The sequence below is a fragment of the Geodermatophilus ruber genome (genome assembly GCF_900114385.1).
Classification (GTDB): Bacteria; Actinomycetota; Actinomycetes; order Mycobacteriales; family Geodermatophilaceae; genus Geodermatophilus; species Geodermatophilus ruber.
In genome coordinates, this window is the sequence record NZ_FOSW01000017.1 from 1 (window position 1) to 23,295 (window position 23,295).

Genomic DNA, 23,295 nt, shown 5'->3' on the forward strand with positions numbered 1-23,295 from the left:
CGTCCACTGTGCGGTTCTGAACGCACGAACCGGTCTTCGGTTCGACATGTTCACAGCGTTACGGCGGCCATGGCGAGAGGGAAACGCCCGGTCTCATTCCGAACCCGGAAGCTAAGCCTCTCAGCGCCGATGGTACTGCCCCGGAGACGGGGTGGGAGAGTAGGACGCCGCCGGACAACCATTCCCCACGGGCCCCAGCCATCCGGCTGGGGCCCGTGGCGTTTGTCCGCATCCCGCCCAGCCCGTTGCCCCGCGCAACCGCGCGCCCGGGCTCTCGGCCCCGGAGGTCCGCCCGGCAACCCGGTCCCGTACCCGGGACGGGCCGGCAGACAGGCCTCCGCGCGGACGGGTGGGTGGCTGGTGAGTGCACACGCACGCGGCCCTCTTCGTCACCTGACGAAGAGGGCCGCGTGCGTCCGGGCTACGTCACCACTCTGCGAAGAGGGGAACCCCCGCTGTCGGGGCCGGGCACGCACGGCACGGCTAGGGTCGGGAGCGCGTTTCCTCCCACTTCGCAGGAGTCTGCTTTGTCCGGTCTCGGCCGTCGTCTCCCCCTCCTCGCTGCCGCTCCCGCCCTCGCGCTGGCCCTGACCTCCTGCTCGGCCATCGAGCAGGGTGAGCTGGAGTCGCAGGTGGCCGCCGCCCTCGAGTCAGAGTTCGGCGACGCCCCCGAGGTCACCTGCCAGGAGGACCTGGACGCGAAGGTCGACGCGCGCACCGAGTGCACTGCCGTCGACCCCGACACCGGCGAGGACATCCCCCTCACGATCACGGTGACCTCGGTCGAGGGGGACACCGCGCAGTTCGAGATCGAGCGGGCCGGCTGACGGTTCGCGCGATCCCCGCCGTCAGAGGGCGGAGGCGAGGGCTTCCAGGTCCTCCAGGGTGGCGTCCAGGTGCGGGGAGACCCGCAGCACCGGGCCGGTCATCTCCCCCGGGGCGCGTTCCCGGCCGATCGCGGTGGTCACGATGCCGTGCTCGGTGAGCAGCCGCGCCCGGGTGCCCACGACGTCGACGCCGTCCGGCGGGCGCAGCGTGGTCGTGGCGGTGGGCTCGTCGAGCGGCTCGACCACCCGCCAGCCGGCCGTTCCCTCCAGCACCTCGCGGGCGGCCCGCCCGAGCGCGGCCAGGCGTTCCCGCACGCGCACCGGACCCGCCGCCAGGTGCTCGCCGACGGCCAGCACCAGTCCCACCCGGCCGGCCACATGCGCCTCACCGGACTCGAACGCGCGCAACGGAGGGGCGTCGCCCGGCTCGCGCAGCAGCGGCGTGAGCTCGGCGGTGAGCGCCGGCCGCACGCACAGCACGCCCACGCCGCGCGGGCCGGCCAGCCACTTCCGGGAGGTGCCGTAGACGACGTCTGCGCCCACATCGGTGTCGACGTGGCCGAGGGCCTGGGCCGCGTCGAGCACCAGGGGGACGCCGGCCGCCCGGCACAGCGCGGCGATCTCCGCGGCCGGCTGCACGATGCCCCGGTGGCTGCCGATGTGCGTCAGGTGCACGAACCGCGGCGGGTCGGCGGCCAGCAGAGCGGCCACGCCGTCGAGGTCGGCCCGCCCCAGGTCGTCGACCGGCAGGGGCTCGGGCACCAGGCCCGCCGCCCGCAGCTGGGCCGCGTTCGGCGCGTACTCCCCGGGCAGGCAGGCCACCCGCGCGCCCGCCGGCAGCCGCCAGCCGGTCAGGAGCGTCACGAGGGCGGCCTGGGCCGACTCCACGAACGCCACGTCCGCCGCGGCCATCCCGACCAATCCGCCGAGCACCGAGCGGCCCTGCTGCAGCAGGTCACCGGCCGCCGCCTCGGCCACGTAGCCGCCGAGCTCGGCCTCGTGCCGGGCGTGGTGGGCGACGGCCTCCAGCACCCGGTGGCTCTGCCGGCTGCACGCGGCGCTGTCGAGGTGCCGGCCGGCCGGGCGCGGGCGGCCGGCGCGCCACGAGGTGCCGAGGTCCTCGTGGACGAGAGCGGGTTCGAGCGTGGTCACGGCACCACGCTAGGCGAGCGGGCTCAGCTGTCGAGGACGCCGCGGGCGACCGAGTCGCCGGAGTGGGACGGATCCCCGTCCAGCGGTTCGACCGAGACGTCGACCACCCGGTACTCGCCGAGGTCCAGGCCGGGAGGCAGTGCCAGCGTCACCTCGCCGCCGCCCCGGACGACGCCGAGCGACACGAGGTTCTCGACCGCCTCGTCCAGCAGCCACACCTCGTAGTAGCCGTCCTCCAGGTCGGCCGCGGTCAGGTCCAGCTCGAGCACGCGGGACCCGTCCGCCCGCTCCACGACCCGGGCCTCGCCGGACGCGCCGCTGTCGCCCAGCGGGGCCAGGGCGGCCGCGGCCACGGCCGGGCCGTCGTCGTCCCGGTTGCCGAGCGCGACCGCCCCGGCGCCGATCCCGGCCCCGACCACCAGGGCGGCAGCCGCGGCCAGCAGCAACCGGGACCGGCGCGGTCGCGCCGGGACCGGCGCCGGGGGGACGGCGGCAAGCGGCGCGGGGGCCGCGGGGGCCTCCGGGCGGGGTGCGGCCGTGACCCCGGTGGCCGCGGCGATGGCGTCCCACACCCGCGGTGGCGGGGGGACGGGGGTGCTGGGCGCGGCCAGCTGCGGCACGGCCAGCAGATCGACGCTGCGCTGCAGGGAGGCGACCTCCGCCCGGCACTGCGCGCAGGCCAGGAGGTGGGCGGCGTCGGTCGCGGGCAGCAGCTCGCGCAGCGCCGCCAGGGCCAGCTGCTCAGGCGTGCAGTGCTGCACCGTCCACCTCCAACCGGTTGCGAAGACGCTCGAGCGTGCGCCGGATGTGGCTCTTGACCGTGCCGAGGGGCAGCCCGGTGCGGTCGGCGATCTGGGCGTGGGTGAGGTCCTCGAAGAAAGCCAGCTCGATGATGCCCCGCTGCGGCTGGCCCAGTTGCTCCAGCTCGCCGAGCAGCAGCACCCGGTCCGCGACGGCGGCGTCGATCTGTGGGCCGCGGGTCTCCGGCGCGGCCCGCGCCTCGGCGGCGACCGCCTCCGCGGCCCGGCGCTGCCGGTCGCGGCGCACCCACGTGTCGGCGATCTTGTGCCGGCACACGCCGACCAGCCAGGCCGGCAGCGGCCCCTGGTCGGGGCGGAAGCTCTCCCGGCCGGCCCAGGCCGAGACGAAGGTCTGCTGGGTGACGTCCTCGGCGTCCGGGCCGGGACCGAAGGCGCGCACCGCCATGCCGTGCACCTGCCCGGCCCAGCGCTCGTAGGCCCAGGCGAGGGCCTGCTCGTCGCCGGCGGCGAACCGGCGGCCCACCTCGGCGTCGTCCGGCTCGGGGCCGCTTCCCGGCCGCGGGACGACGTCCGTGGTCACGGTGCCGACCCTATCCGGGCGCCGCTCCAGCACGCCCGTCATCGCTCGGGCTCGGCGACGACGACCAGGTTGTCCCGGTAGCCGCCGTGCTCCGGCAGGAAGGGGCCGCCGCAGGTGACCAGCACCAGGCGGGGCGGGCCCGCGCGGGAGAAGAGGCGGTCGAGCGGGAGCGCCTGCTTCGCGATCAGCTCGCGGGACACCACACGCCAGTGGGTCGCCGCACCGGTCACGTCGGTCACCACGATCTCGTCCCCGACCGCGGCCTCCCGCAGCGGGGCGAGCACGCCGAGGCCCTGGTCGCGATCGTCGACGTGGCCGGCGACGACGGCGGACCCGTCGGCGCCCGGCACCGGCCCGAACCGGTACCAGCCCACCCGGTCGACGTCGTCCGGGAGCTGCATCAGGCCGTCGGCGCGGACCCCGACCGGGTCGACCGGAGCGTCGACGCCCAGCGCCGGCACGGCCAGCCGCACCGGTGCGGGGACCGCCGCCGCAGTGGGCGCGGCGGCGCGGGTGGGCACCGCGGTCGGGGGGCCCGCCGACGAGGGGGGTCGCCCCGGCGAGACCGGTGCGGGAAGCACCTGCCCGACCGGTGCGCCCACCGCCGCCGGTTCCCTGGTCAGCTGCCAGGCGGCCGGGACGCCGAGCGCCAGCGCCAGCCCCAGGACGGCACCGGCGGCGGCGGGTCGCACCATCGTCGTTCGCTGCGTGCCCGTCAGGCCCGGGTGGTGACCAGCCGACGGGCGGCGACGCCCGCGGCGACCAGCCCGGCGAGCGACAGGGCCATCAGCGGGGCGGGGAACCCGTCCTCGTCGGCCAGGCCGGCGGACCCGCCGGGGACCCCGGAGGGCGCCGAGTGCGATCCGGAGATCGTCTGGACGGCGAGGTCGTAGCCGGCCTCCTGGGAGCCCCAGGCGTGGACGATCGTCGTCGCGCCCTCGGGCAGGGCCAGGTCGGCCGGGCCGATCGCCACGGTGCCGGTGCCGGCGACGACGACGTCGGCGCTGACCGTGCCGGCGGGCACGGTCAGGGCGGCCTCGTCCGGGTTGGCCAGGCCGGGGGCGACGACCTGGCCGCCGGCCCGGACGTCGACCGCGGGGGCCGCGGCAGTGTGCCGGACGACCACCCGGGCCTGGCCGGCGGGAACGGCGGAGGTGTCGTTGACGAACGGTGTCAGGGCGGGCTGGCCCGCCGCGGTGAGGTGGGCGACCACCGTGGCGTTCGCGCCTGCGGGGACGGAGACGCCGCTGGCGGACAGGAGTGCCTCCCCGGAGCCGTCGGTGGCGTCGGCGGGGAAGAGGGCGAGGTCGTAGCTGCCGGCGGGCAGCTCCAGCGGGTCGGTGAGGGTGCCGGGCTGGAAGTCGTCGATCAGCCGCTCGCCGTTGGCGTAGACGTCGACCGGGGTGTCGGGCACGCCGTGGAGGATCGAGACGGTGGCGGTGTGGTTGTCCGCCAGTGCAGGGGAGACGCCGAGGACGAGCAGGGTGACGGCGCCGGTGGCGGCGAGCCCGAGGGTGCGGGTCCTGGTCACGGGAGTCCCTTCCGGGGAGGTGGGGTGTGCCTGGCACGCCTCCTTCCGCGCGGCTGTCCGCCCTGGATGCAGCCCCGCCCCTTGTCCGCCCAGTAGTCCCCTGCGGATGCTCGTGCTCTGCCCACCCACGTGGGCAGAGCCCGAGGTGGTGGGAAGGAGGCCGGGCGCCCGGCCTCGTGCCGGCGGCCCCGGATCAGGCGGGGACGGAGAGCGACAGGCCGAAGTCACCGTCCGGGTCGGTCCACCAGTGCGTCATCGCCAGGCCGGCGGCGGACAGCTCGGCCTCGACCCGCGCCCGGCGGAACTTCGCCGAGATCTCGGTGAGCAGCTCCTCCCCGGCCTCGAACGCGACGTCGAGGTCCAGGGCGCGAACCCGCACCACCTGGTGGGTGCGCGCACGCAGCCGCATCTCGATCCACTCGTTCGCGGCATCCCACAGCGCGACGTGCTCGAAGTCGCCGAGGTCGAAGTCGGCGTCCAGCTCCCGGTTCAGCACGGCGAGCACGTTCCGGTTGAACTCCGCGGTCACCCCGGCGGCATCGTCGTAGGCACGCACCAGCCGGTCGGGGTCCTTCACCAGGTCGGTGCCGAGCAGGAACGAGTCGCCGGGCCGCAGCGTGCCGGCGAGCTCGTCCAGGAACCGGGCGCGCTGTTCCGGCTCGAGGTTGCCGATCGTCGACCCGAGGAAGGCCACCAGCCGCCGTCCGGACCGGGGCAGCTCACCGAGGTGCCGGGTGAAGTCACCGACCACCGCATCCACCGCGACGCCCGGGTACTCCTCGGTGATCGCGGCACCGGCGGCGCGCAGCACCGAGGAGTCGACGTCGCAGGGCACGAACCGGCGCAGCGTGCCGGCCGCGCGCAGCGCGGTGAGCAGCAGCCGGGTCTTCTCCGACGTGCCGCTGCCCAGCTCGACGAGCACGTCGGCACCGGAGGCCGCGGCCACCTCCCCGGCGCGCTCGGTCAGGATCGCCCGCTCGGCGCGGGTCGGGTAGTACTCCGGCAACCGGGTGATCCCGTCGAACAGCTCGCTGCCGCGCTCGTCGTAGAACCACCGCGGCGGCAGCGACTTCGGCATCGTGGTCAGCCCGGCCAGGGCGTCGGCACGCAGCGCGGCCGCGGCGTCGTCGGGGGCGAGGTGGCTGGTCAGCGTGACGGTCACGGAACTCCTCGGCTCGGGTGGGCAGGGTGCGGGTCAGGTCAGGGGCGTCACGGTCAGGCCGTCGGGGGTCACCTCGACCAGGGAGCGGTCGGGCACGTCGGTCCACCCCGGGGCGTCGTCCCACGGCTCGCTGGCCAGCGCGGTGCCCTCGGGGGTGGTCAGCGCCGAGAGCGTGTCGCCCCAGGTGGTGGCCAGCAGGCGGGTGCCGTCGGCGGCGAGCAGGTTGAGCCGGGCGGCCGGATCGGCGGCGCCGACCTCCCGCACCGTCGCCCCCAGGGTCTCCGGTCCGCGGTCGAGCACGAGCGCGGCGAGCAGGGCGCTGTCGACGGTGGACTCCGCGTCCCGCACCGGCGGCAGCACGGCCCGGTCGACCCGGCCGTTGTGCGACAGCAGCCAGCGGCCGTCGGTGAACGGGGCCACCGCGCTCTCCTCCAGCGGCATGCCCACCGTCGCCGAGCGGACGGCGGCCACCACGCACCCCGACGACAGCACCGGCGCGACCGAGGCGAACGACGGGTCGGCCCACAGCGGCCGGGACGAACGCCAACGGGCGGGCTCGGGCCGGCCGGGCGCGAAGAAGCCCACGCCCCAGCCGTCGGCGTTGACCGTGCCGTACCGCTGCCGGCGGGGCGCCCAGGACTGCACCAGCAGCGAGGACGGCGGGTCGAGGACCAGCTCGGCGAGCGTGCGCGGACGGCCCAGCCAGGCGAGGTGCCGGCACATCAGGCGTCCGGCTCGTCGACGGACCAGGCCAGCCGGAAACCGCTGAAGACCTGCCGCCGGTAGGGGTGGTCCCAGTTGCGGAAGCTCGGCCGCAGGATCGAGGGCCCGACCGCCCACGACCCGCCGCGCAGCACCCGGTAGTCGCCGCCGAAGAAGGGCGCGGAGTAGTCGGCGTAGAGCATCGGCCGGAACCCCGGCCACGGGCCGAACGCCGACGACGTCCACTCCCAGACCTCGCCCATCAGCTGCTCGACCCCGTACGCCGACGCCCCGGCCGGATAGGCGCCCACCGGCGCGGGGCGCAGCGCGGCGCCGCCCAGGTTCGCCAGCGCCGGGGACGGTTCGGCCGCGCCCCACGGGAAGCGACGCCGGCGGCCGGTCGCGGGGTCCCACACCGCGGCCTTCTCCCACTCCACCTCGGTCGGCAGCCGGGCCCCCGCCCAGGCCGCGTAGGCCTCCGCCTCGAAGAACGTGACGTGCTGGACCGGTTCGTCCGGAGGCAGCTCCTCCACGACGCCGAAGCGGGTGCGGGTGCCGTCGGCGCCCCAGAACTGCGGTCGCGACAGGGCCGCCTCGACCCGGTGCGCCCAGCCGCGCGGCGACCACCAGCGCGGGTCGGCGTACCCGCCGTCGGCCACGAACGCCGCGTACCCGGCGTTGGTGACCGGCACCCGGCCGATGCGGAACGCCGGGACGTCGACGACGTGCGCCGGCCGCTCGTTGTCCAGCGAGAACGGCTCGTCGGCGGCGTCCACCCCGAGCACGAACGGCCCGCCGGGCACCAGCACCGAGGTGCCCGCCAGCCCGGCCCGCCCCGGCGGCAGCGGCGCCCCGGCGCCCAGCAGCGGCGGGCCGGAGCGCAGATTGAGCGCCTGCAGCATCGTCTCGTCGTGCTGCTGCTCGTGGCTGACGACCATCGCGAAGTCGAACGGGTCGTCGTCGGCACCGAGGAGGTCCAGCCGGTCGAGCACCCGGCCGCGCACCTCGCCGCAGAACGCCCGCGCCGCCACCGGCGGCAGCAGCGGCAGCCGGGAGCGGACGGCGCGCGGCTGGCTGAACGCGTCGTAGAGCGCCTCGACGTCGGCGGGCAGCAGGCCCTCCCGGCGGGCGTCGCCGCGGCGCAGCAGCCAGAGGTCCTCCTGCTGGCCGATGTGTGCGAGGTCCCACACGAGCGGGCTGAGCAGCGGGGAGTGCTGGCGCAGCAGCTCGGGCTCGTCGTGGTCGGTGAGCAGCAGCGTCCGGTCGCGCGCGGCGGTCAGCTCGCGGGCGAGCAGCTCGCGCGGGTCGTTCATCGGTCGGCACCTCCCCAGGTCGGCGTCGTGGCGGTGAGCAGGGCACCCGCGGGCCCGGCGGCGCGGGCGGTCTCGAGCAGGTCGTCCCCCGGGCTGCGGCCGCGCTCGACCAGCTCGGCCAGCGCCTCGACCTCGGAGCGCAGCGCGGCGGGCACCGCGTCGACCGCGGCCGCCAGGCACGCCCGCGCCGCGGTGCGCAGCGCCGGATCGGCCAGGCCCAGGCGCGCGGCCCGGTCCCAGGCACCGGCCACGGGGGCGCTCGCCGCCGCGGCGTGCCTGGCCGCGACCGGGTCGTCGAGCAGCGTCGTCGTCACCGCCGCGAGCGCCGGCCACCAGGGCTCGGGTGCCGCGTCCAGGTAGCGGATCTCCAGGTAGCCGCGCAGCCGGACCGGGGGGAACAGCGTCGTGAGGTGGTAGTCGACGTCACCGCGGGTGGGCCGGCGGCCGCCGAGCGGGGTGGCGCCGGAGATCCAGTCGACGAACGGGACGCGGGCCCGCGCCGGTGACGCCCGGCCGGTGCGCGGGTCGCGGACCAGCATCACCGGAGCGGCCAGGGCGTACTCGGCCCACTCGCCCGCCGGGTCCGCCCCGCCCAGGAGCGGGCCGCACCGGGCCTGGTCGAGATCCCCCCACACCCGCTGCCGGGTCGACACCCACCCGGTGGCCCGGCCGGCGGCCACCGGCGAGCAGGCGGAGACGGCCACGAGCACCGGGCCCAGCTGGTGGGCCAGCGCGACCCGTTCGCTCCACCCCGCGCACGGCCCGGCCTCCAGGTTGACCTGCAGCGACGCGGTCGCGGCCATCATCGCCGCCCCCGCCGCGGCGCAGCCCACGGCGGCGAAGTGCTCCTCCATCGCCGTGTACCGAGCGGCGGGGCTGACCCGCTGCGGCCGGCGCAGCGGATCGACTCCCACCGGGGCCAGCGCGAGCCGGTCGGCGGCCAGCGCGGCGGCCAGCGCGTCCCGGTCGGCCCGCAGGGCCGCGACCGCGGCGGCGACGTCCGGCCGGGGGAGGCCCGACAGCTCCACCTGTCCGCCGGGCTCGAGGGTGACCCGGCTGCCGCCGGGCAGCGCGGGCAGGGCGTCGACGAGTGCGGTGATCCGCGCCCAGGGCACCCGGGACGGCGGGGCGTCGAGGTCGACCAGGTGGGCCTCCAGCTCCAGGCCGACGGTGCCGACCGCCCCGGGGCGCAGGGCGGCCTCGGCGATGTGCGCGACCGCGTCGGACACGGCGAGCTCGGGCGTGTGTTGCGTGATGGCCGGGGCCACGGGCCCCACCCCCTCCAGGTCCGGACCGGTCGACGTCGACCGCGGGTCGGTGCGGGGGCGGCCCGGTGTGCGGCCGTCCTCTGCACCCATCCTCCACCCGACCACCGACAGGGCAACCCCTGCGGCGCAGGCCGCGCAGAACGCGCAGGGGTGAGGATCGGGACATGGACACCGACCGGGACCGCGATCCCCGCGGTCACGCCCGCAACGCCCGCCCCCGGGACGCGCTGGGCCGGCCACTGCCCTATGGCGCCGTCGGTGAGGAGCGCGCACCCGAGGGCGTGGTCCGCGCGCCGGCCGAGGCCCTCGCCGAGGCGCAGCGGCTGCTCGACGCGGAGCGGCCCTTCCACGCCCACGAGGTGCTCGAGGACGCGTGGAAGTCCGCACCGGAGGCGGAGCGGCAGCTGTGGCGCGGGCTGGCGCAACTCGCCGTCGGCCTCACCCACGCCGCGCGCGGGAACCCCCGCGGCGCCGCGACGCTGCTGGACCGGGGGGCGGGGAACATCAGCGGCTACGCGGCGGACCCGCCGCACGGCGTGGACGTGCCCGGGCTCGTCGCCTGGGCCCGGGCGCGGGCTGCGGACGCGACGGCCGGGCGGGAGCCGGGCGCGGCGGGCCCGCGGCTGACCGGAGGGCCGTCCCCTACCGGCTCGAGGTGACCCGGAGCACACTGAGCATGCAGCTCACGGCGGTGCGGGCCGGATGCGGGGAGGAACGATGAGGAGCTTCGAGGCCGCGACGCGGATCGACGCGAGCCCGGAGCAGGTGTGGGACCTGCTGGTCGACGTCGGCGGCTGGCGCGACTGGGACTCCGGCGTCGACCGGGTGGAGGGCCGGGTCGCGCTGGGGGAGCAGCTGACCATCTACGCCACGATGATCCGCAACCGGCCCTTCCCGATCACCGTCACCGACATCCGGCCGCACGAGGCGATGCGCTGGCAGGGCGGGCTGCCGTTCGGGCTGGCGGTCATCGACCGGACCTACCGCCTCGACGGCCAGGCCGACGGCAGCACCGTGCTCACCGTGCGGGAGGACCACACCGGCCCGCTGGCCGGCCTGCTCGGTCGCACGACGCCGGACCTCAACCCCTCCTTCCGCCAGTTCTGCGAGGGACTCAAGGCCCGCGCCGAGGGGCGCACCAGCCGCCCCGCGAGCTGAACGCCCGGCACGAGCCGGCGCGACCGTCCCGGTCGGCGGCACCAACGGCGTTCCCTCCTGAAACCGCCCGGATCGGGGACGGCGGGAGGAGGCGGGGCCGGGGCATCATGGCCGGGTGCCCGAGTTGCCCGAGGTGGAGGCGCTGGCCGCGTTCCTGCAGCAGAACGCGGTCGGCCGGATCGTGACGCGGGTCGACCTGGCCGCCGTCCAGGCGATCAAGACCTTCGACCCGCCGTTGTCCTCGCTCGGCGGCCTGGAGATCACCGGCGCCGGCCGGTACGGCAAGTTCCTCGACCTGGACGTCTCCGGGCTGCACCTGGTCGTCCACCTGGCGCGGGCCGGCTGGCTGCACTGGCGCACCGGCCTCCCGCCCGCCCCGCCGAAGCCGGGCAAGGGGCCGCTGGCGCTGCGGGTGCACCTGGATGACGGGAACGGCTTCGACCTCACCGAGGCCGGCACCCGCAAGGGGCTGGCGGTCTACGTCGTCCGCGACCCGTCGGAGGTGCCCGGCATCGCGCGGCTCGGCCCGGACGCCCTGGAGGTCGACGGCGAGACCTTCGCCCGGCTGATGGCCGGCCGCAGCGGCCAGCTCAAGGGCGCGCTCACCGACCAGACCCTGATCGCCGGGATCGGCAACGCCTACTCCGACGAGATCCTGCACGCCGCGCGGCTCTCGCCGTTCAAGATGGCCGACCGGCTGGGCGACGACGAGGTCCTCCGCCTCCACGGCGCTGTGCGCGCCACGCTCACCGACGCCCTGGAGCGCCAGGTGGGCCAGCGGGCGGCCACGATGAAGGGCGAGAAGCGCTCGGGGCTGCAGGTGCACGCCCGCACCGGGCTGCCGTGCCCGGTCTGCGGCGACACCGTGCGCGAGGTCAGCTTCGCCGACACCTCGCTGCAGTACTGCCCGACCTGCCAGACCGGCGGCAAGCCGCTGGCCGACCGGCGGCTGTCCAAGCTGCTGCGCTGATCCGGTCAGTCCATCTGGCGGCGGGCCACCAGCCAGGACGCCGCCCGCGCCAGCACCGAGCTGCCGACGCCGCCGTCCCCCTGCTCGCCCGGCTCGACGGCCGAGCCGACCGCGGTCCACCAGTCCTCGGCCGGCGGCGGGGCCAGGGCGTCGACGCGCTCGCCCGGCCGCGGTACGGCCACCCGCACCCCGGACCGCTCGGCGGCCGTGCACATCCGCTGCACCGGCTCGGCCCAGCGGTGGAACGCCAGGTTGAACGTGGCCCAGTGCACCGGCACCAGCAGCCCGCCACCGAGGTCACCGTGCGCCCGCACGGCCTCCTCGGGGGTCATGTGGATGTCGGCCCAGGCATCGTTGTAGGCGCCGATCGGCAGCAGGGTCAGGTCGAAGGGGCCCACCCGGGCACCGATGCCGGCGAAGGCCGGGGTGTACCCGGTGTCGCCGCCGAAGAAGACCCGGTGCCGCGGCCCGGCGATGGCCCAGGACGCCCACAGCGTGGTGTCCCGGGCGAAGAACCGGCCGGAGAAGTGCCGGGCCTCGGTGCAGGTGACGGTGAGCCCGGCGACGTCCACCGCGTCGTCCCAGTCCAGCTCGACGATCCGGTCCTCGGGGACGCCCCAGCCGGCCAGGTGGGAGCCGATGCCCAGCGGCACGAGGAACGGCGCCTCCTGCGTGCGCAGCAGCGCACGCACCGTGGGCAGGTCGAGGTGGTCGTAGTGGTCGTGGGAGATGAGAACGGCGTCGACGGGGGGCAGGTCGGCCAGCGGCACCGGCACCGGGTGCAGCCGGGTGGGCCCGAGCAGCGGGGACGGCGAGACGCGCTCGCCCCACACCGGGTCGACGAGCACCCGGCGGCCGTCGACCTCGATCAGCGCGCTGGAGTGGCCGAACCAGGTGACGGCCAGGTCGGCGGCCGCGGCGGGTAGCTCCGGCCGGGCCAGCGGCACCGGCCGCGCCGGCAGACCGGTGAGCCGCTCGTCGTGCATCTGGCGGAGCAGGCCCCGGCGGGCGCTGGCCGGCGGCAGGGCGGGGGTGGTCAGCCGGTTGTGGAAGCGGCCCTCGGCGAACTGCGGCGAGCCCGCGGCGGAGCGGGCCACCGTCCGGCGGCTCGCCCCGAGGGCGGTGGGCAGCCCCCAGGCGGCGCGGGCGACCCATGCGGCGGGTCCGGCGAGGGTGGCGGCGAGGGCGAGGGCGGTGCGGGTTGATGCGAGGGACGGCACGCCCACCAGCATCCCAGCGTCCGGCCGGGGGCAGTTCCGCACGTCCGGGTCCGGGTCGGGGAGGTCCAACGGCGGGGCCGGCGTCTGCCCCCCGGCCGCCGACTGTTGCTGTACTGCAAGGTCCGGCGCAGCATCGTCGGCGTGGGCACGACCCCTGGTGCGGACGACGAGGCGGCGCTGCCGGCGTCCGAGGGCGGTGACCCGGCGTGCTGGCTGGCCCGGGTCTGCCCCGGCTGCGGCCGCCTGGCGGACACGGACCCGCCCACTCGCTGCGCCGCGTGCGGGGAGCTCGTTCCCGTGGACTGACCGGCGCGACCGGTCCGCTCACCGTCCGATCGGATCAGCGTCCAGCGGCGAAATCGGCCAGCGCCCGCCGCAGGGCCACGCCCAGCCGGTCGCACGGCAGGTGCAGCTCCTCGCGCAGGCTCAGCGGCAGCCCGCCGGCGTCTCCCCGGGCCTGCAGCGCGAGGGCCCGGGCGAGCGCCTCCTGCGCGTCGGCGGCCGCCCTCCCCACGTCGGCCGGACCCGGCAGCGGCGCGCCGGGGCCGGCCGACAGCAGCAGCCGGGTGTAGAGGCGGGTGGAGTCCGGGTCCTCCGGCTGGAGCAGGAAGAGCACCGTGGTGACCGCGTCCGCGGACTCCAGCCGCAACCGCAGCCGGAACGGGGCCCGATGGACGTAGCCGGCGCGGCACCCGTCGTCGGTCTCGCGCACGCCGCGGAAGCCGCCGGGCTCGCTGTCCACCCGCCACTCACCGCCTGCGTGCGCGGGCACGAGGACGTGGTCGGCGGCGTCGAGCACGGCGTCGGCCAGCGAGCCGGCCGCACCTGGCGACCGCAGGGGCGGCAGCCAGCCGGTCACGAACCGCCGGTCGCCGTCCTCGGGGACGTCGAAGGGCGGGTCGCGTGGCTTCTCGGGGGCCAGCCAGACCAGCCCGAGGTGTTCCCGGACGCCGTAGGCGGGCTGGTCGGCCAGCAGGCCCGCGGCGCCGCGGCGGAGGGTCCAGGTGCCTCCCAGCAGCCGCACCTGCAGCCAGCCGCCCGGGCGCAGCTCGCGGGAGAGGGCCACCGGGTGCCAGGCGTGCCGGAGCGAGCGGTCGAGGTTGCCGAGCACCGGGCCCCGGGGTGCTGGCGGCACGGGGACCGGTTCGACCGCCGGCTCGGCGAGCGGCCGGGGCGGTCGCGGGGCGGCGGTGCGGTCGGGGGCCAGCCAGATCCAGCCGTGCCGCTCCTCCACCGCCCAGGGCACGGGGAGGTCGGCCCGGGGCGGCGGCGTCCCCTCCGGGCCGAGCGCCGGGATGGCGACGCAGCGACCCTCGCCGTTGAACCGCCACGCGTGCTGCGCGCACTCCAGCCGCTCGTCGACGACCGTGGCCCTCGCCAGGGGTGCGAGTCGGTGCGGGCACCGGGCCGGGAAGGCGCTCACCTCCCCTCCGGGCCGCAGCCGGACCACGACGTACGCCCGGCCGCCGGCACCCACCGGCACCGGCGTCGTCCCGACCTCGGCGGCGCGAGCCACCGGGAACCATCCCGTCGACGTCCTCGCAAGCACGGCCATGACCCATTGCAGCGCCGCCGGGTTCCGCGCCGGTTACGAGTGACGGAAGGTCCTGCAACACGGAAGGGGCACGGGTAACGGGTCGACTCGCACAGTGACCGCGATCACTTCATGCTTATCGGGCCAGTTCTACAGGGGAGGGCACCGTGACACCACCCGCCGAACGCAGGTCGCTGACGCCGGAGGAGTACCTGCAGGCCCAGGCATCACCGGAGTTCCAGGAGTTGAGGCGTCGGTTCCGCCGCTTCGCCTTCCCGATGACCGTGGCCTTCCTGGCCTGGTACCTGCTCTACGTGCTGCTCTCGACCTACGCGCCCGACTTCATGGCCACCCCGGTCTTCGGGAACGTGAACCTGGGCCTGCTGCTGGGCCTCGCGCAGTTCGTGACGACGTTCGCCATCACCCACCTCTACGTCTGGCACGCCGACCGGCGGACCGACCCGATCGCCGACGAGATGCGCGAGCGGCTGGAACACCACGAGTACGCGGCGGGTCATCGCCACGGTGGCTCCTCGATGACCGAGGGGGCGCCCCGTGCCTGACCTGCTCGCGGCCGACAGCGCGACCATCGGCAACCCGATCATCAACATCTCGATCTTCGGCGTATTCGTCCTGATCACGCTGGTCATCACCTTCCGGGCCAGCCGCACCAACAAGAGCGCCGCGGACTACTACGCGGCCGGGCGCAACATCAGCGGCACGCAGAACGGGCTGGCGATCGCGGGGGACTACCTGTCGGCCGCCTCCTTCCTGGGCATCGCCGGCGCCATCGCCCTCTACGGCTACGACGGCTTCCTCTACTCCATCGGCTTCCTCGTCGCCTGGCTGGTGGCGCTGCTGCTGGTCGCCGAGCTGATGCGCAACACCGCGCGGTTCACGATGGCCGACGTCCTGGCGTTCCGGATGCGGCAGGGGCCGGTGCGCACCGCCGCGGCGATCTCCACGCTCGCGGTCTCGCTGTTCTACCTGCTGGCGCAGATGGCGGGTGCCGGCGGCCTGGTCACCCTGTTGCTGGGGGTCACCGGGGAGGCGGCGCAGGCGCTGGTCGTCGTCCTCGTCGGCGCATTGATGATCATCTACGTCCTGGTCGGCGGCATGCGCGGTACGACCTACGTGCAGATCATCAAGGCGTCGCTGCTCATCGCCGGCGCGCTGGTCATGACGCTGTGGGTGCTGGCGAAGTTCGGGTTCAACCTGTCGGCGCTGCTCGGCGGCGCGGCGGCCAACGCCCAGCCCGGTGTCGACGTCCTCGCTCCCGGCGCGCAGTACGGCGCGACCGACACCTCGAAGCTGGACTTCGTGTCGCTCGGCCTGGCCCTGGTGCTCGGGACGGCGGGCCTGCCGCACGTGCTGATGCGCTTCTACACCGTGCCGACGGCGAAGGACGCCCGCCGCTCGGTGGTCTGGGCGATCTGGCTGATCGGCATCTTCTACCTGTTCAGCCTGGTCATCGGCTACGGCGCCGGTGCGCTCGTGGGCCCGGAGGCGATCCTCGGCGCGCCCGGCGCGGTCAATGCCGCCGCACCGCTGCTGGCCTTCGAGCTGGGCGGCACGGTGCTGCTGGGGATCATCGCCGGCGTCGCGTTCGCGACGATCCTCGCCGTCGTCGCCGGGCTGACGATCACCGCGTCGGCGTCGTTCGCGCACGACGTCTACGCCTCGGTGATCAAGAAGGGCAACGTGCCGCCCAACGGCGAGGTGCGGATCGCCCGGATCACCGCCGTGGTCATCGGCGCGATCTCCATCGGGCTGGGCATCCTGGCGCTGCAGGCGGGCCTGAACATCGCCTTCCTGGTGGCGCTGGCCTTCGCCGTCGCCGCCTCGGCGAACCTGCCGACCATCCTCTACACGCTGTTCTGGAAGCGGTTCACCACCCAGGGCGCGCTGTGGTCGATGTACGGCGGGCTGATCGCCTGCATCGGGCTGATCATCTTCTCGCCGGTCGTGTCGGGCGCGGAGACGTCGATGTTCCCCGACGTCGACTTCGCCTGGTTCCCGCTGAACAACCCGGGCCTGGTCTCCATCCCGCTGTCGTTCTTCCTCGGCTGGCTGGGCACCGTGCTGTCCAAGGAGCGCCCGGACGAGGCCAAGTGGGCCGAGCTCGAGGTGCGGGCGCTCACCGGGATCGGGGCGGAGAAGGCCGTCCAGCACTGAACGGACCCCCTGCCCCCGCCACTCGCAGGCTCGCGGCGGGACCTGCAGGGGCCGCCGTCGAGGCGCGCGTCCCCGCGGTGGGGGCGCGCGCCGCGGCGCGGACCGCGGATACGGTCCGGCGGTGGCCCTCCTCGCCTGCGTCGACATCGGCTCCACCTGGACCAAGGCCGCGCTCGTCGAGCTGCCGGCCGGCGTGCTGGTGGCCCGGGCGCAGGCGCCGACCGACCCGGCCGACGTCGTCCGCGGGGTGCTGGCCGCCACCTCCGGGTTCCCCGACGTGCCGGTGCTCGCCTGCTCCAGCGCCGGCGGGGGGCTGCGGCTGGCGGTGGTCGGCTACGAGGAGCTGATCAGCGCGGAGGCCGGCCACCGCGCGGCGCTGTCGGCCGGGGCCCGGGTGGTGCACGTGGCCGCCGGCCCGCTGGACGCGGCAGGGCTCGCGGCCCTGGCCGCCGCCGCGCCGGACGTCGTCCTGCTGGTCGGCGGCACCGACGGCGGGGAGGCCTCGGTGCTGCGGCACAACGCGGCCGCCCTGGCCTCGTCGGCTGCGCTGCAGGGTCCCAGCGGAGTCCTTCGTCGGCCCGTCCCGGTCGTCCTGGCCGGCAACGCCGCCGTCCGCGACGAGGTGGCCGCCGTGCTGCGGGACGGCGGCGTGCCGGTGACCGCGGCCGGCAACGTGCTGCCCGACATCGGCCGGCTGGCGCCGGAGCCGGCGCGGGCGGCGATCCGCGAGGTGTTCCTCCGGCACGTGATCGGCGGCGACCGGCTGTCCACCGACCCGCGGCTGCGGCAGTGGGTGCGCACGGTGACGCCGGACGCCGTCCTGTCCGGCGTCACCGTGCTCGCGGCGGGCCGGGCCGGCGCCGGGGCCCCGGGCGTGGTCGTGGTCGACGTGGGCGGTGCGACCACCGACGTGTACTGCGTGCCCGATCCGGACGCCGAGCAGGCGTCGCTGGGCCGGGAGGCGGTCGGCGTCCCGGCAGCCCGCCGCACCGTGGAGGGCGATCTCGGCGTCGAGGCCAGCGCCGGTGCGCTGCACCGGGCCGCCGCCGCGGAGGACGTGCCGGTGCCCGACGACCCGCTCGGCCTGGGCGCGGCCGCGGCGACGATCGCGCTGCGCCGGCACCTGCGCGCCGAGGCGGCCTACGGGCCCGGCGGCGCGGGGGCGCGGACGGCGGGGCTGGTCGTCCTCTCCGGCGGGGTGTTCCGGCACGGCGACCCCGAGGCGGTGGCGGCCGCCGTCGGCCGGATCGCCGCCGACCGCGGCGGCGCCGGGGCCGTGCTGGCCGACGCCGACGTGCTGGTCGACTCCCGCTACGTGCTCGCGGCCGCCGGGCTGCTGGCCGCCGTGCACCCGGCCGCGGCGGCCGGCCTGCTCAGCGGGGGGCGAGCGTTCGCGCCCACGACCCCGACGCGTTCGCGGTGAACCCGGCGACGTCGGCGGCAGCCACGTCCACCGCCGCGTAGCCGCCGCTGCCGGCGCCCACGCAGGCCACCACGGTGGCCAGCCCGGCCCGGCGCTGGAACGGGCTCTGCCGCACCCGCCAGCCGACGACGGCGCGGCGCTGCAGCACCGCCTGCTCGCGGACCAGCCAGCCGCTGCGCACGGTGAACGAGCGGGGCCCGGCCCGGTGCCCGAGCGCGGCGTACCGGCCCAGCCCCACCGGCACGCCCAGGGCGGCAAGCACGCCTCCCGCGACGAGCACCCACCACCCGCCGGAGGTCGCGGTCACGACCCCGCCGAGGGCGGTGACGAGCAGGCCGGCGGCCACGGCCCGGAGGATCCGCCGGCGGCGCGCGGCCGGCGGGTGGTGCAGGAGCGGCCCGGGGTCCTCGACCAGCCGGCGCAGCAGCGCCCGCGCCTCCTCCCGCGGGCCCAGCGGCAGCAGCTGGCCCCGCCGGTTGGCCTGCCCCAGCCCGGTGACCAGCGCGTTCACCCGGGCCGCGCCGACCAGGCGCATGCCCAGGCCCTCGCTGAGCGTGCCGCCGCGGATCCGGTCGATCTCCAGCTCGGTGTGCCGCCGGGTGAGCAGGCCCCGGACGGCGACCAGCGAGCCGTCCCGGCGGACCAGCCGGAACCCCCAGTTGACCAGCGCCGCGCCCAGCACCGACCCGGCGACGAGCAGCACCAGCCCGACGACGCCGGCGAGCACCAGCACCCGGACGTCGGAGAGGTCGGGGCCGTCGAGATCGGGCAGCACGCTGTCGGGCAGCTCGTCGACGAACCGGAACAGCGCGCCGACCGCGGCCAGCGGGACGACCAGGTAGCTGCCGACCAGCGGCGCGTAGAGCAGCCAGCGGTTGTCGAAGCGGGCGAACTCCTCCTCGGAGGGAGCGGGTGCGCCTCCGGCCGCGGTCTCCGCGCGGGGCGCCGGGGCCGGCCGGCGGGCGAGGAGGTGGGTGCGGAGCCGGTCGCCCTCGGCGCGGGGCACGCCGTCGACGACCACCTCCTCCTCGCCCGGGCCCACCGAGCCCGCGGCCGCGTCGATGCGCACCCGGACCAGGCCGAGCAGCCGGTGCAGCGGTGGCGTCTCGACCTCCACGCCGCGGATGCGGTCGTTGGGCACGGTGCGCACCGACCGCGCCAGCAGCCCGCGGGTGACGACCACCGCCGTCGGCCCGTCGGCGTAGCTGAACCGCCACCAGGACAGCGCCGCCGCGGCCAGGGACAGCACGGTGATCGCGACGGCGAGGACGACGACCGTCGTGGCGCCGTCGTCGAGGCCGGTGATCGCGGCGACCGGGATGAGCATCGGCACCAGCTGTCGGGCCTGCCGGAAGGTGGCGGTGTGCACCAGCACGACCAGCGGGGAGGTGCGCCGGGCGCCGTCGTCCCCTCGCCCTTGTGGCCACGAAGGCCCGGTTCCCGGCGGACTCTGCGGCCACGAAGGCCCGTCGGTGGGGCCGGTCATGTCGCCTCGTCGCGGACCAGCTCGGCGCGGCGGGCGAGGTCGTCGGCGACCCGCCGGGCCACGTCGGCCTCCAGGTGCGGCACCCGCACGGTGCCCTGGGAGGAGGCGGTCAGCACCGCCACCGTGGCCAGCCCGAAGGCCTGCTGCAGCACGCCGCGGGTGACGTCGACGGTCTGGATGCGCGAGACGGGGACGAGGACCCAGGTGCGGGTCAACCAGCCGGTGAGGGTGTAGACCGCCTCGTCGGTGACCTCCCAGCGGTGCACCCGGTAGCGGATCCACGGCCGGACGCCGATCGCCACCACCGCGTACGCGACGACCAGCACCGGCAGCAGCCAGCGCAGCACCGGCACCGGCCCGGCGGGCGGGACGAAGAGCACGAACGCCGCCGTCAGGACGCCGTAGACCAGCGCCCCCAGCACCCCCTCGGCGACCCACAGGCCGATCGCGGAGCGGGACAGCGGCCAGGCCGGGTCGCGCACCGGAGAGGGCGGGTCGGGGAGCATCGGGCCCATCCTCGCAGCAGGGCACGGGGCCTCCGGCGTGCCACGATGGGGTGCGTGATGCCGCAGCAGGTTCCGACCGTGCCCGCCAGCCAGCTCCCCGAGGAGGCCGTCGTCCTCGACGTCCGTGAGGACGACGAATGGGTGGCCGGCCACATCGAGGGTGCCACCCACATCGCGATGGGCGAGGTCCCCGCCCGGCTGGACGACCTGCCCGAGGGCGACCCGCTCTACGTCACCTGCCGCAGCGGCGGCCGCTCGGCGCGGGTGGCCGCCTGGCTGAACGCCAACGGCTACGACGCGGTGAACGTCGGCGGCGGCATGGGCGAGTGGGAGGCCGCCGGCCGCCCGATGGTCAGCGAGACCGGCCAGCCCCCCTTCGTGCGCTGAGCGGAGTGGATCCGTGCGGGTGACCCGCACGGATCCACTCCGCTCACCCTCGGGCGGGGAACTCGGTGAACCGCGCGCGCAGGTCCTTCTTGGAGAACTTGCCGACGCTGGTCTTGGGCACCTCGTCGATGAACGCCACCGCGTCCGGCAGCCACCACTTGGCGACCAGCGGCCGCAGGTGCTCGAGGATCTCCTCCTCGGACGCGGTCTCCCCGTCCTTGAGGACGACGCAGGCCAGCGGGCGCTCGTCCCACTTCGGGTGCGGGACGCCGACGACCGCGGCCTCCTTCACCTTCGGGTGGCTCATGATCGCGTTCTCCAGGTCCACCGAGCTGATCCACTCGCCGCCGGACTTGATCAGGTCCTTGGTGCGGTCGGCGATGCGGATCGAGCCGAAGGCGTCCATCGCGGCGACGTCGCCGGTGCGCATCCAGCCGTCCGGGGTCGACAGCTCCACGCCGGCGTCGGGGTGGTAGTAGTCCTGGGCGCACCAGGGCCCGCGGACCTGCAGCTCGCCGGTCGCCTTGTCGTCCCACGGCTGCGGCTCGAGGGTCTCGGCGTCGACGATCCGCGCCTCCACGCCGAGGAAGGGGATGCCGGCGCGGGCCCGCTGGGCGGCCCTGGTCTCCTCGTCGGCGCCGTCGTAGCGGGGCGGCAGGATGCCGGAGGAGGCGACCGGGTGGGTCTCGGTCATCCCCCAGGCCTGCAGGATCGCCAGGCCGACCTGCTCGCGGTAGGCCTCCGACAGCGCCTTGGGCACCGCCGAGCCGCCGCAGCCGATCTCGCGCAGCTTGTGCGGGCGGCCGGCCAGGTGCGGCAGCACGCCCTGCCAGATGGTCGGGACGCCGGCGGTGAAGGTGACCCCCTCGTTCACGATCAGGTCGGCCAGGGCCTGCGGCTGCATCATCGGGCCGGGCATGACCAGCGACGCCCCGGCGGCCGGCGCGGCCTGGGCGATGCCCCAGGCGTTGGCGTGGAACATCGGCACGACCGGCATCGCGACGTCCCGGACGCCCAGCCCGAACGCGTTGGGCGCCATCACCCCCATGGTGTGCAGCCACGTGGAGCGGTGGGAGTAGACGACCCCCTTGGGGTGGCCGGTGGTGCCGCTCGTGTAGCACATGGAGGCGGCCGAGTTCTCGTCCTCGACGTGGAACTCCACCGGCGAGGCGTCGGCCAGCAGCGTCTCGTAGTCGAGCACCCGCGGGTCGTCGGGGATCTCGTTGTCCCCGCCGTCGTCCATGACCACGACGTGCCGGATGGTCTTCATCGTGTCGATCAGCGGCCACAGCAGCGGCAGGACGGTGCGGTCGACGAAGACCACCTCGTCCTCGGCGTGGTTGGCGATGTAGGTCAGCTGCTCGGGGAACAGCCGGATGTTGAGGGTGTGCAGCACCCGCCCGGACGACGGCGCGGCGAAGTAGAGCTCCAGGTGGCGCGCGGAGTTCCAGGCGAAGGTGGCCACCCGCCCGTCGGCGCTGATGCCGAGGGTGTCGAGCACGCCGCCCAGCTTCCGGGTGCGCTCTGCCCACTCTCCGTAGGTCATCCGCGTGGTCCCGCCGGGCCCGGCGGTGGCGATGGTGCCGTCGCGGTAGTGCTGCTCGACGTGCCGGAAGATCGCATCGATGGTCAGGGGGTAGTCCTGCATCAGGCCGCGCATGGCGAGATCGTGCCAGTGACGGCCCTCACCTTCTACCCGGGCGCGGGCGGTCGCCGTAGGTGGCCCGCAGGCCCGCGACCAGCACCGTCAGCGCCCCGGCCGTCCACGAGGACCACCGAGGTCCGCCGTCGGGTGCCGACGCCGAGCCGGGGCACCCTCGCGCCGCACCCGCTCACGCCACGCCGACCACCGGCGACGGGCGTCGCGGCGGACCGCGGTCGAGGCAAGAACCTTGTCGACGTTCCCGCGGGAACGGCCGCGATCAGGGCGTGAGGACGACGGGCAGCTCGGCCAGGCCGCGGATGACGAACTCCGGTCGGCGCACCGGCTCCCCGCCCAGCTCCAGCCGGGAGGTGCGGCCCAGCAGCGCCCCGAAGGAGGCCTGCAGCTCCACCCGGGCCAGCGGGGCGCCGATGCAGAAGTGGACGCCGGCGCCGAAGGTGATGTGCGGGTTGTCGGCGCGCCCGACGTCGAAGGTCTCCGGGGCGTCGAACGCGGCCGGGTCGTGGTTGGCCGCCCCGAGCAGCGCGGCGATCTTCTGCCCCTCCCGCACGGTCACGCCGCCGATCTCGACGTCGGTGGTGGCGGTGCGCTCGAACAGCTGCAGCGGCGAGTCGAACCGCATGAACTCCTCGATCGCCGTGGGCAGCAGGCCGGCGTCCTGCCGTAGCCGCTGCATCTGGCCGGGGTGGCGCAGCAGGGCGAGCAGGCCGTTGCCGCTGACGTTCACCGTCGCCTCGTGGCCGGCGTTGAGCAGCAGGATGCAGGTGGTGACCAGCTCGTCCTCGGTCAGCCGGCCGCCGTCGGAGTCGCGCACGGCCACCAGGTGGGAGAGCAGGTCCTCGCCGGGGGTGCGGCGGCGCTCCGCGGTCAGCGCGCGCAGATAGGCGACGAACTCGTCGGCGGCCCGCTCGGCGGCGTCCTCGACCGCCGTCGTCCGGCCGTACTCGTACATCTTCACGATCGCGTTGGACCACGGCCGCAGCAGCGGCCGGTCGGCCTCCGGCACGCCCAGCAGCTCGGCGATGACGTCGACCGGCAGCTGCTCGGCCATGCCGGACAGGACGTCGACCGGCTCGCTGCCGCCGGAGCGCTCGACCAGGTCGTCGACCAGCCGGCCGGCCAGCTCCTCCACCCACGGGCGCAGCCGCTCCACGTGGCCGCGCGCGAACGCCGAGCTGATCAGCTGCCGCAGCCGGGTGTGCTCGGGCGGCTCCATCTCGAGGATCGCGTTGCGGTGGATCAGGTTGAAGCTCCCGAACCGCTCCGCGGGCGCCTTGTCCTTCCAGATCCGCCCGAGCCGCCGGTCGCGCAGCACCGCGTTGGACTCGGCGTGGGTGAACGCCAGCCACAGGTTCATGCCCTCGTGCCACTGCACCGGCGCCTGGGCGCGCGCTGCGGCGAAGGACGGGTACGGGTCGGCGACGACGGCCGGATCGGTGAGGTCGAGCGGTGCGGGCGGTGCCTGGGTCACGGGAAG

At 76.0% G+C, this 23,295-nt stretch carries 24 protein-coding genes and 1 rRNA gene; 10 read left to right on the forward strand and 15 right to left on the reverse strand.

The window, feature by feature from the left end; genetic code table 11:
* Positions 1 to 59 precede the first annotated feature (59 nt).
* A 5S ribosomal RNA gene (rrf, locus tag BMZ50_RS20850) occupies positions 60 to 176 on the forward strand.
* Between the two features lie 351 nt (positions 177 to 527).
* Complete coding sequence (locus BMZ50_RS24420) at positions 528 to 827, forward strand: DUF4333 domain-containing protein (protein WP_177212919.1); 300 nt, start codon at positions 528 to 530, stop codon at positions 825 to 827.
* Positions 828 to 848: 21 nt separating this feature from the next.
* Here BMZ50_RS24420 and egtE read toward each other — a convergent pair whose 3' ends face one another.
* The 9 genes from egtE to egtA all read right to left on the reverse strand — a co-directional run bounded on the left by egtE (position 849) and on the right by egtA (position 9,296).
* Complete coding sequence (gene egtE, locus BMZ50_RS20860; protein WP_091329099.1) at positions 849 to 1,979, reverse strand: ergothioneine biosynthesis PLP-dependent enzyme EgtE; 1,131 nt, start codon at positions 1,977 to 1,979, stop codon at positions 849 to 851.
* Positions 1,980 to 2,002: 23 nt separating this feature from the next.
* Positions 2,003 to 2,740: an anti-sigma factor gene (locus BMZ50_RS20865; RefSeq protein WP_091329101.1), complete on the reverse strand. Its 738-nt coding sequence runs from the start codon at positions 2,738 to 2,740 to the stop codon at positions 2,003 to 2,005.
* A complete protein-coding gene (locus tag BMZ50_RS20870) occupies positions 2,721 to 3,320 on the reverse strand; it encodes an RNA polymerase sigma factor (RefSeq protein WP_245753777.1) in 600 nt (199 codons plus the stop codon). The genes BMZ50_RS20865 and BMZ50_RS20870 overlap by 20 nt, the downstream gene beginning before the upstream one ends.
* Before the next feature lie 38 nt (positions 3,321 to 3,358).
* Positions 3,359 to 4,015 (reverse strand): class F sortase, encoded by a 657-nt coding sequence (locus tag BMZ50_RS20875; RefSeq protein WP_091329105.1) that lies wholly within the window; start codon positions 4,013 to 4,015, stop codon positions 3,359 to 3,361.
* A 20-nt stretch (positions 4,016 to 4,035) separates the two neighbouring features.
* Complete coding sequence (locus BMZ50_RS20880; RefSeq protein WP_091329107.1) at positions 4,036 to 4,851, reverse strand: DUF4397 domain-containing protein; 816 nt, start codon at positions 4,849 to 4,851, stop codon at positions 4,036 to 4,038.
* Positions 4,852 to 5,044: 193 nt separating this feature from the next.
* Positions 5,045 to 6,013, reverse strand: coding sequence for an L-histidine N(alpha)-methyltransferase (egtD, locus tag BMZ50_RS20885; RefSeq protein ID WP_091329109.1), 969 nt, complete (start codon positions 6,011 to 6,013; stop codon positions 5,045 to 5,047).
* A gap of 33 nt (positions 6,014 to 6,046) precedes the next feature.
* On the reverse strand, positions 6,047 to 6,736 hold the full coding sequence (gene egtC / locus BMZ50_RS20890) for an ergothioneine biosynthesis protein EgtC (RefSeq protein ID WP_091329112.1): 690 nt from the start codon (positions 6,734 to 6,736) through the stop codon (positions 6,047 to 6,049).
* On the reverse strand, positions 6,736 to 8,028 hold the full coding sequence (gene egtB / locus BMZ50_RS20895) for an ergothioneine biosynthesis protein EgtB (RefSeq protein WP_091329114.1): 1,293 nt from the start codon (positions 8,026 to 8,028) through the stop codon (positions 6,736 to 6,738). The genes egtC and egtB overlap by 1 nt, the downstream gene beginning before the upstream one ends.
* Positions 8,025 to 9,296: an ergothioneine biosynthesis glutamate--cysteine ligase EgtA gene (gene egtA / locus BMZ50_RS20900; protein ID WP_245753778.1), complete on the reverse strand. Its 1,272-nt coding sequence runs from the start codon at positions 9,294 to 9,296 to the stop codon at positions 8,025 to 8,027. The genes egtB and egtA overlap by 4 nt, the downstream gene beginning before the upstream one ends.
* 164 nt (positions 9,297 to 9,460) lie before the next feature.
* Here egtA and BMZ50_RS20905 point away from each other — a divergent pair, with 164 nt between their 5' ends.
* From BMZ50_RS20905 to BMZ50_RS20915, 3 genes are all read left to right on the forward strand, one after another.
* Positions 9,461 to 9,955, forward strand: a complete 495-nt coding sequence (locus BMZ50_RS20905; protein WP_091329118.1) for a DUF309 domain-containing protein — start codon at positions 9,461 to 9,463, stop codon at positions 9,953 to 9,955.
* A gap of 58 nt (positions 9,956 to 10,013) precedes the next feature.
* Positions 10,014 to 10,454, forward strand: coding sequence for an SRPBCC domain-containing protein (locus BMZ50_RS20910; RefSeq protein ID WP_177212920.1), 441 nt, complete (start codon positions 10,014 to 10,016; stop codon positions 10,452 to 10,454).
* A 115-nt stretch (positions 10,455 to 10,569) separates the two neighbouring features.
* On the forward strand, positions 10,570 to 11,424 hold the full coding sequence (locus tag BMZ50_RS20915) for an Fpg/Nei family DNA glycosylase (protein WP_091329122.1): 855 nt from the start codon (positions 10,570 to 10,572) through the stop codon (positions 11,422 to 11,424).
* A gap of 5 nt (positions 11,425 to 11,429) precedes the next feature.
* Here BMZ50_RS20915 and BMZ50_RS20920 read toward each other — a convergent pair whose 3' ends face one another.
* Positions 11,430 to 12,644 carry an MBL fold metallo-hydrolase gene (locus BMZ50_RS20920; protein ID WP_245753779.1) on the reverse strand — a complete coding sequence of 405 codons (1,215 nt, stop codon included), beginning with the start codon at positions 12,642 to 12,644 and terminating at the stop codon, positions 11,430 to 11,432.
* A 141-nt stretch (positions 12,645 to 12,785) separates the two neighbouring features.
* Here BMZ50_RS20920 and BMZ50_RS20925 point away from each other — a divergent pair, with 141 nt between their 5' ends.
* The gene (locus BMZ50_RS20925) at positions 12,786 to 12,950 is read left to right on the forward strand and encodes a hypothetical protein (RefSeq protein WP_177212921.1); all 165 of its coding nucleotides are present in this window, start codon (positions 12,786 to 12,788) and stop codon (positions 12,948 to 12,950) included.
* 34 nt (positions 12,951 to 12,984) lie between these two features.
* Here BMZ50_RS20925 and BMZ50_RS20930 read toward each other — a convergent pair whose 3' ends face one another.
* On the reverse strand, positions 12,985 to 14,160 hold the full coding sequence (locus BMZ50_RS20930; protein ID WP_245753780.1) for a Rieske 2Fe-2S domain-containing protein: 1,176 nt from the start codon (positions 14,158 to 14,160) through the stop codon (positions 12,985 to 12,987).
* A 185-nt stretch (positions 14,161 to 14,345) separates the two neighbouring features.
* Between BMZ50_RS20930 and BMZ50_RS20935 the strand changes: the two genes are divergently transcribed.
* The 3 genes from BMZ50_RS20935 to BMZ50_RS20945 all read left to right on the forward strand — a co-directional run bounded on the left by BMZ50_RS20935 (position 14,346) and on the right by BMZ50_RS20945 (position 17,776).
* Complete coding sequence (locus BMZ50_RS20935; protein WP_091329130.1) at positions 14,346 to 14,741, forward strand: DUF485 domain-containing protein; 396 nt, start codon at positions 14,346 to 14,348, stop codon at positions 14,739 to 14,741.
* Positions 14,734 to 16,353: a solute symporter family protein gene (locus tag BMZ50_RS20940; RefSeq protein WP_177212922.1), complete on the forward strand. Its 1,620-nt coding sequence runs from the start codon at positions 14,734 to 14,736 to the stop codon at positions 16,351 to 16,353. The genes BMZ50_RS20935 and BMZ50_RS20940 overlap by 8 nt, the downstream gene beginning before the upstream one ends.
* A 121-nt stretch (positions 16,354 to 16,474) precedes the next feature.
* A complete protein-coding gene (locus BMZ50_RS20945; protein ID WP_091329132.1) occupies positions 16,475 to 17,776 on the forward strand; it encodes a glutamate mutase L in 1,302 nt (433 codons plus the stop codon).
* On the opposite strand, the gene BMZ50_RS20950 is transcribed toward BMZ50_RS20945, so the two are convergent.
* Together BMZ50_RS20950 and BMZ50_RS20955 are read right to left on the reverse strand one after the other, a co-directional pair.
* Positions 17,727 to 19,151 (reverse strand): PH domain-containing protein, encoded by a 1,425-nt coding sequence (locus BMZ50_RS20950; RefSeq protein ID WP_245753781.1) that lies wholly within the window; start codon positions 19,149 to 19,151, stop codon positions 17,727 to 17,729. The two genes, BMZ50_RS20945 and BMZ50_RS20950, sit on opposite strands and share 50 nt — an antisense overlap.
* Positions 19,152 to 19,258: 107 nt before the next feature.
* Positions 19,259 to 19,768 (reverse strand): PH domain-containing protein, encoded by a 510-nt coding sequence (locus tag BMZ50_RS20955; RefSeq protein ID WP_091329255.1) that lies wholly within the window; start codon positions 19,766 to 19,768, stop codon positions 19,259 to 19,261.
* Between the two features lie 57 nt (positions 19,769 to 19,825).
* Between BMZ50_RS20955 and BMZ50_RS20960 the strand changes: the two genes are divergently transcribed.
* Complete coding sequence (locus BMZ50_RS20960) at positions 19,826 to 20,155, forward strand: rhodanese-like domain-containing protein (protein WP_245753791.1); 330 nt, start codon at positions 19,826 to 19,828, stop codon at positions 20,153 to 20,155.
* A 43-nt stretch (positions 20,156 to 20,198) separates the two neighbouring features.
* Here the strand turns inward: BMZ50_RS20960 and BMZ50_RS20965 are convergent, their stop codons facing one another.
* The gene (locus BMZ50_RS20965) at positions 20,199 to 21,815 is read right to left on the reverse strand and encodes a long-chain fatty acid--CoA ligase (RefSeq protein WP_091329138.1); all 1,617 of its coding nucleotides are present in this window, start codon (positions 21,813 to 21,815) and stop codon (positions 20,199 to 20,201) included.
* Positions 21,816 to 22,077: 262 nt separating this feature from the next.
* Complete coding sequence (locus tag BMZ50_RS20970; RefSeq protein ID WP_091329140.1) at positions 22,078 to 23,289, reverse strand: cytochrome P450; 1,212 nt, start codon at positions 23,287 to 23,289, stop codon at positions 22,078 to 22,080.
* Positions 23,290 to 23,295: the final 6 nt, after the last annotated feature.

Excerpts from the sequence above, each read along its gene's own strand:
- BMZ50_RS20875 (WP_091329105.1), bottom strand. The coding sequence starts at position 4,015 with ATGGTGCGACCCGCCGCCGCCGGTGCCGTCCTGGGGCTGGCGCTGGCG.
- egtC (WP_091329112.1), bottom strand. The coding sequence starts at position 6,736 with ATGTGCCGGCACCTCGCCTGGCTGGGCCGTCCGCGCACGCTCGCCGAG.
- egtB (WP_091329114.1), bottom strand. The coding sequence starts at position 8,028 with ATGAACGACCCGCGCGAGCTGCTCGCCCGCGAGCTGACCGCCGCGCGC.
- BMZ50_RS20905 (WP_091329118.1), top strand. The coding sequence starts at position 9,461 with ATGGACACCGACCGGGACCGCGATCCCCGCGGTCACGCCCGCAACGCC.
- BMZ50_RS20910 (WP_177212920.1), top strand. The coding sequence starts at position 10,014 with ATGAGGAGCTTCGAGGCCGCGACGCGGATCGACGCGAGCCCGGAGCAG.
- BMZ50_RS20955 (WP_091329255.1), bottom strand. The coding sequence starts at position 19,768 with ATGCTCCCCGACCCGCCCTCTCCGGTGCGCGACCCGGCCTGGCCGCTG.
- BMZ50_RS20960 (WP_245753791.1), top strand. The coding sequence starts at position 19,826 with ATGCCGCAGCAGGTTCCGACCGTGCCCGCCAGCCAGCTCCCCGAGGAG.
- BMZ50_RS20965 (WP_091329138.1), bottom strand. The coding sequence starts at position 21,815 with ATGCGCGGCCTGATGCAGGACTACCCCCTGACCATCGATGCGATCTTC.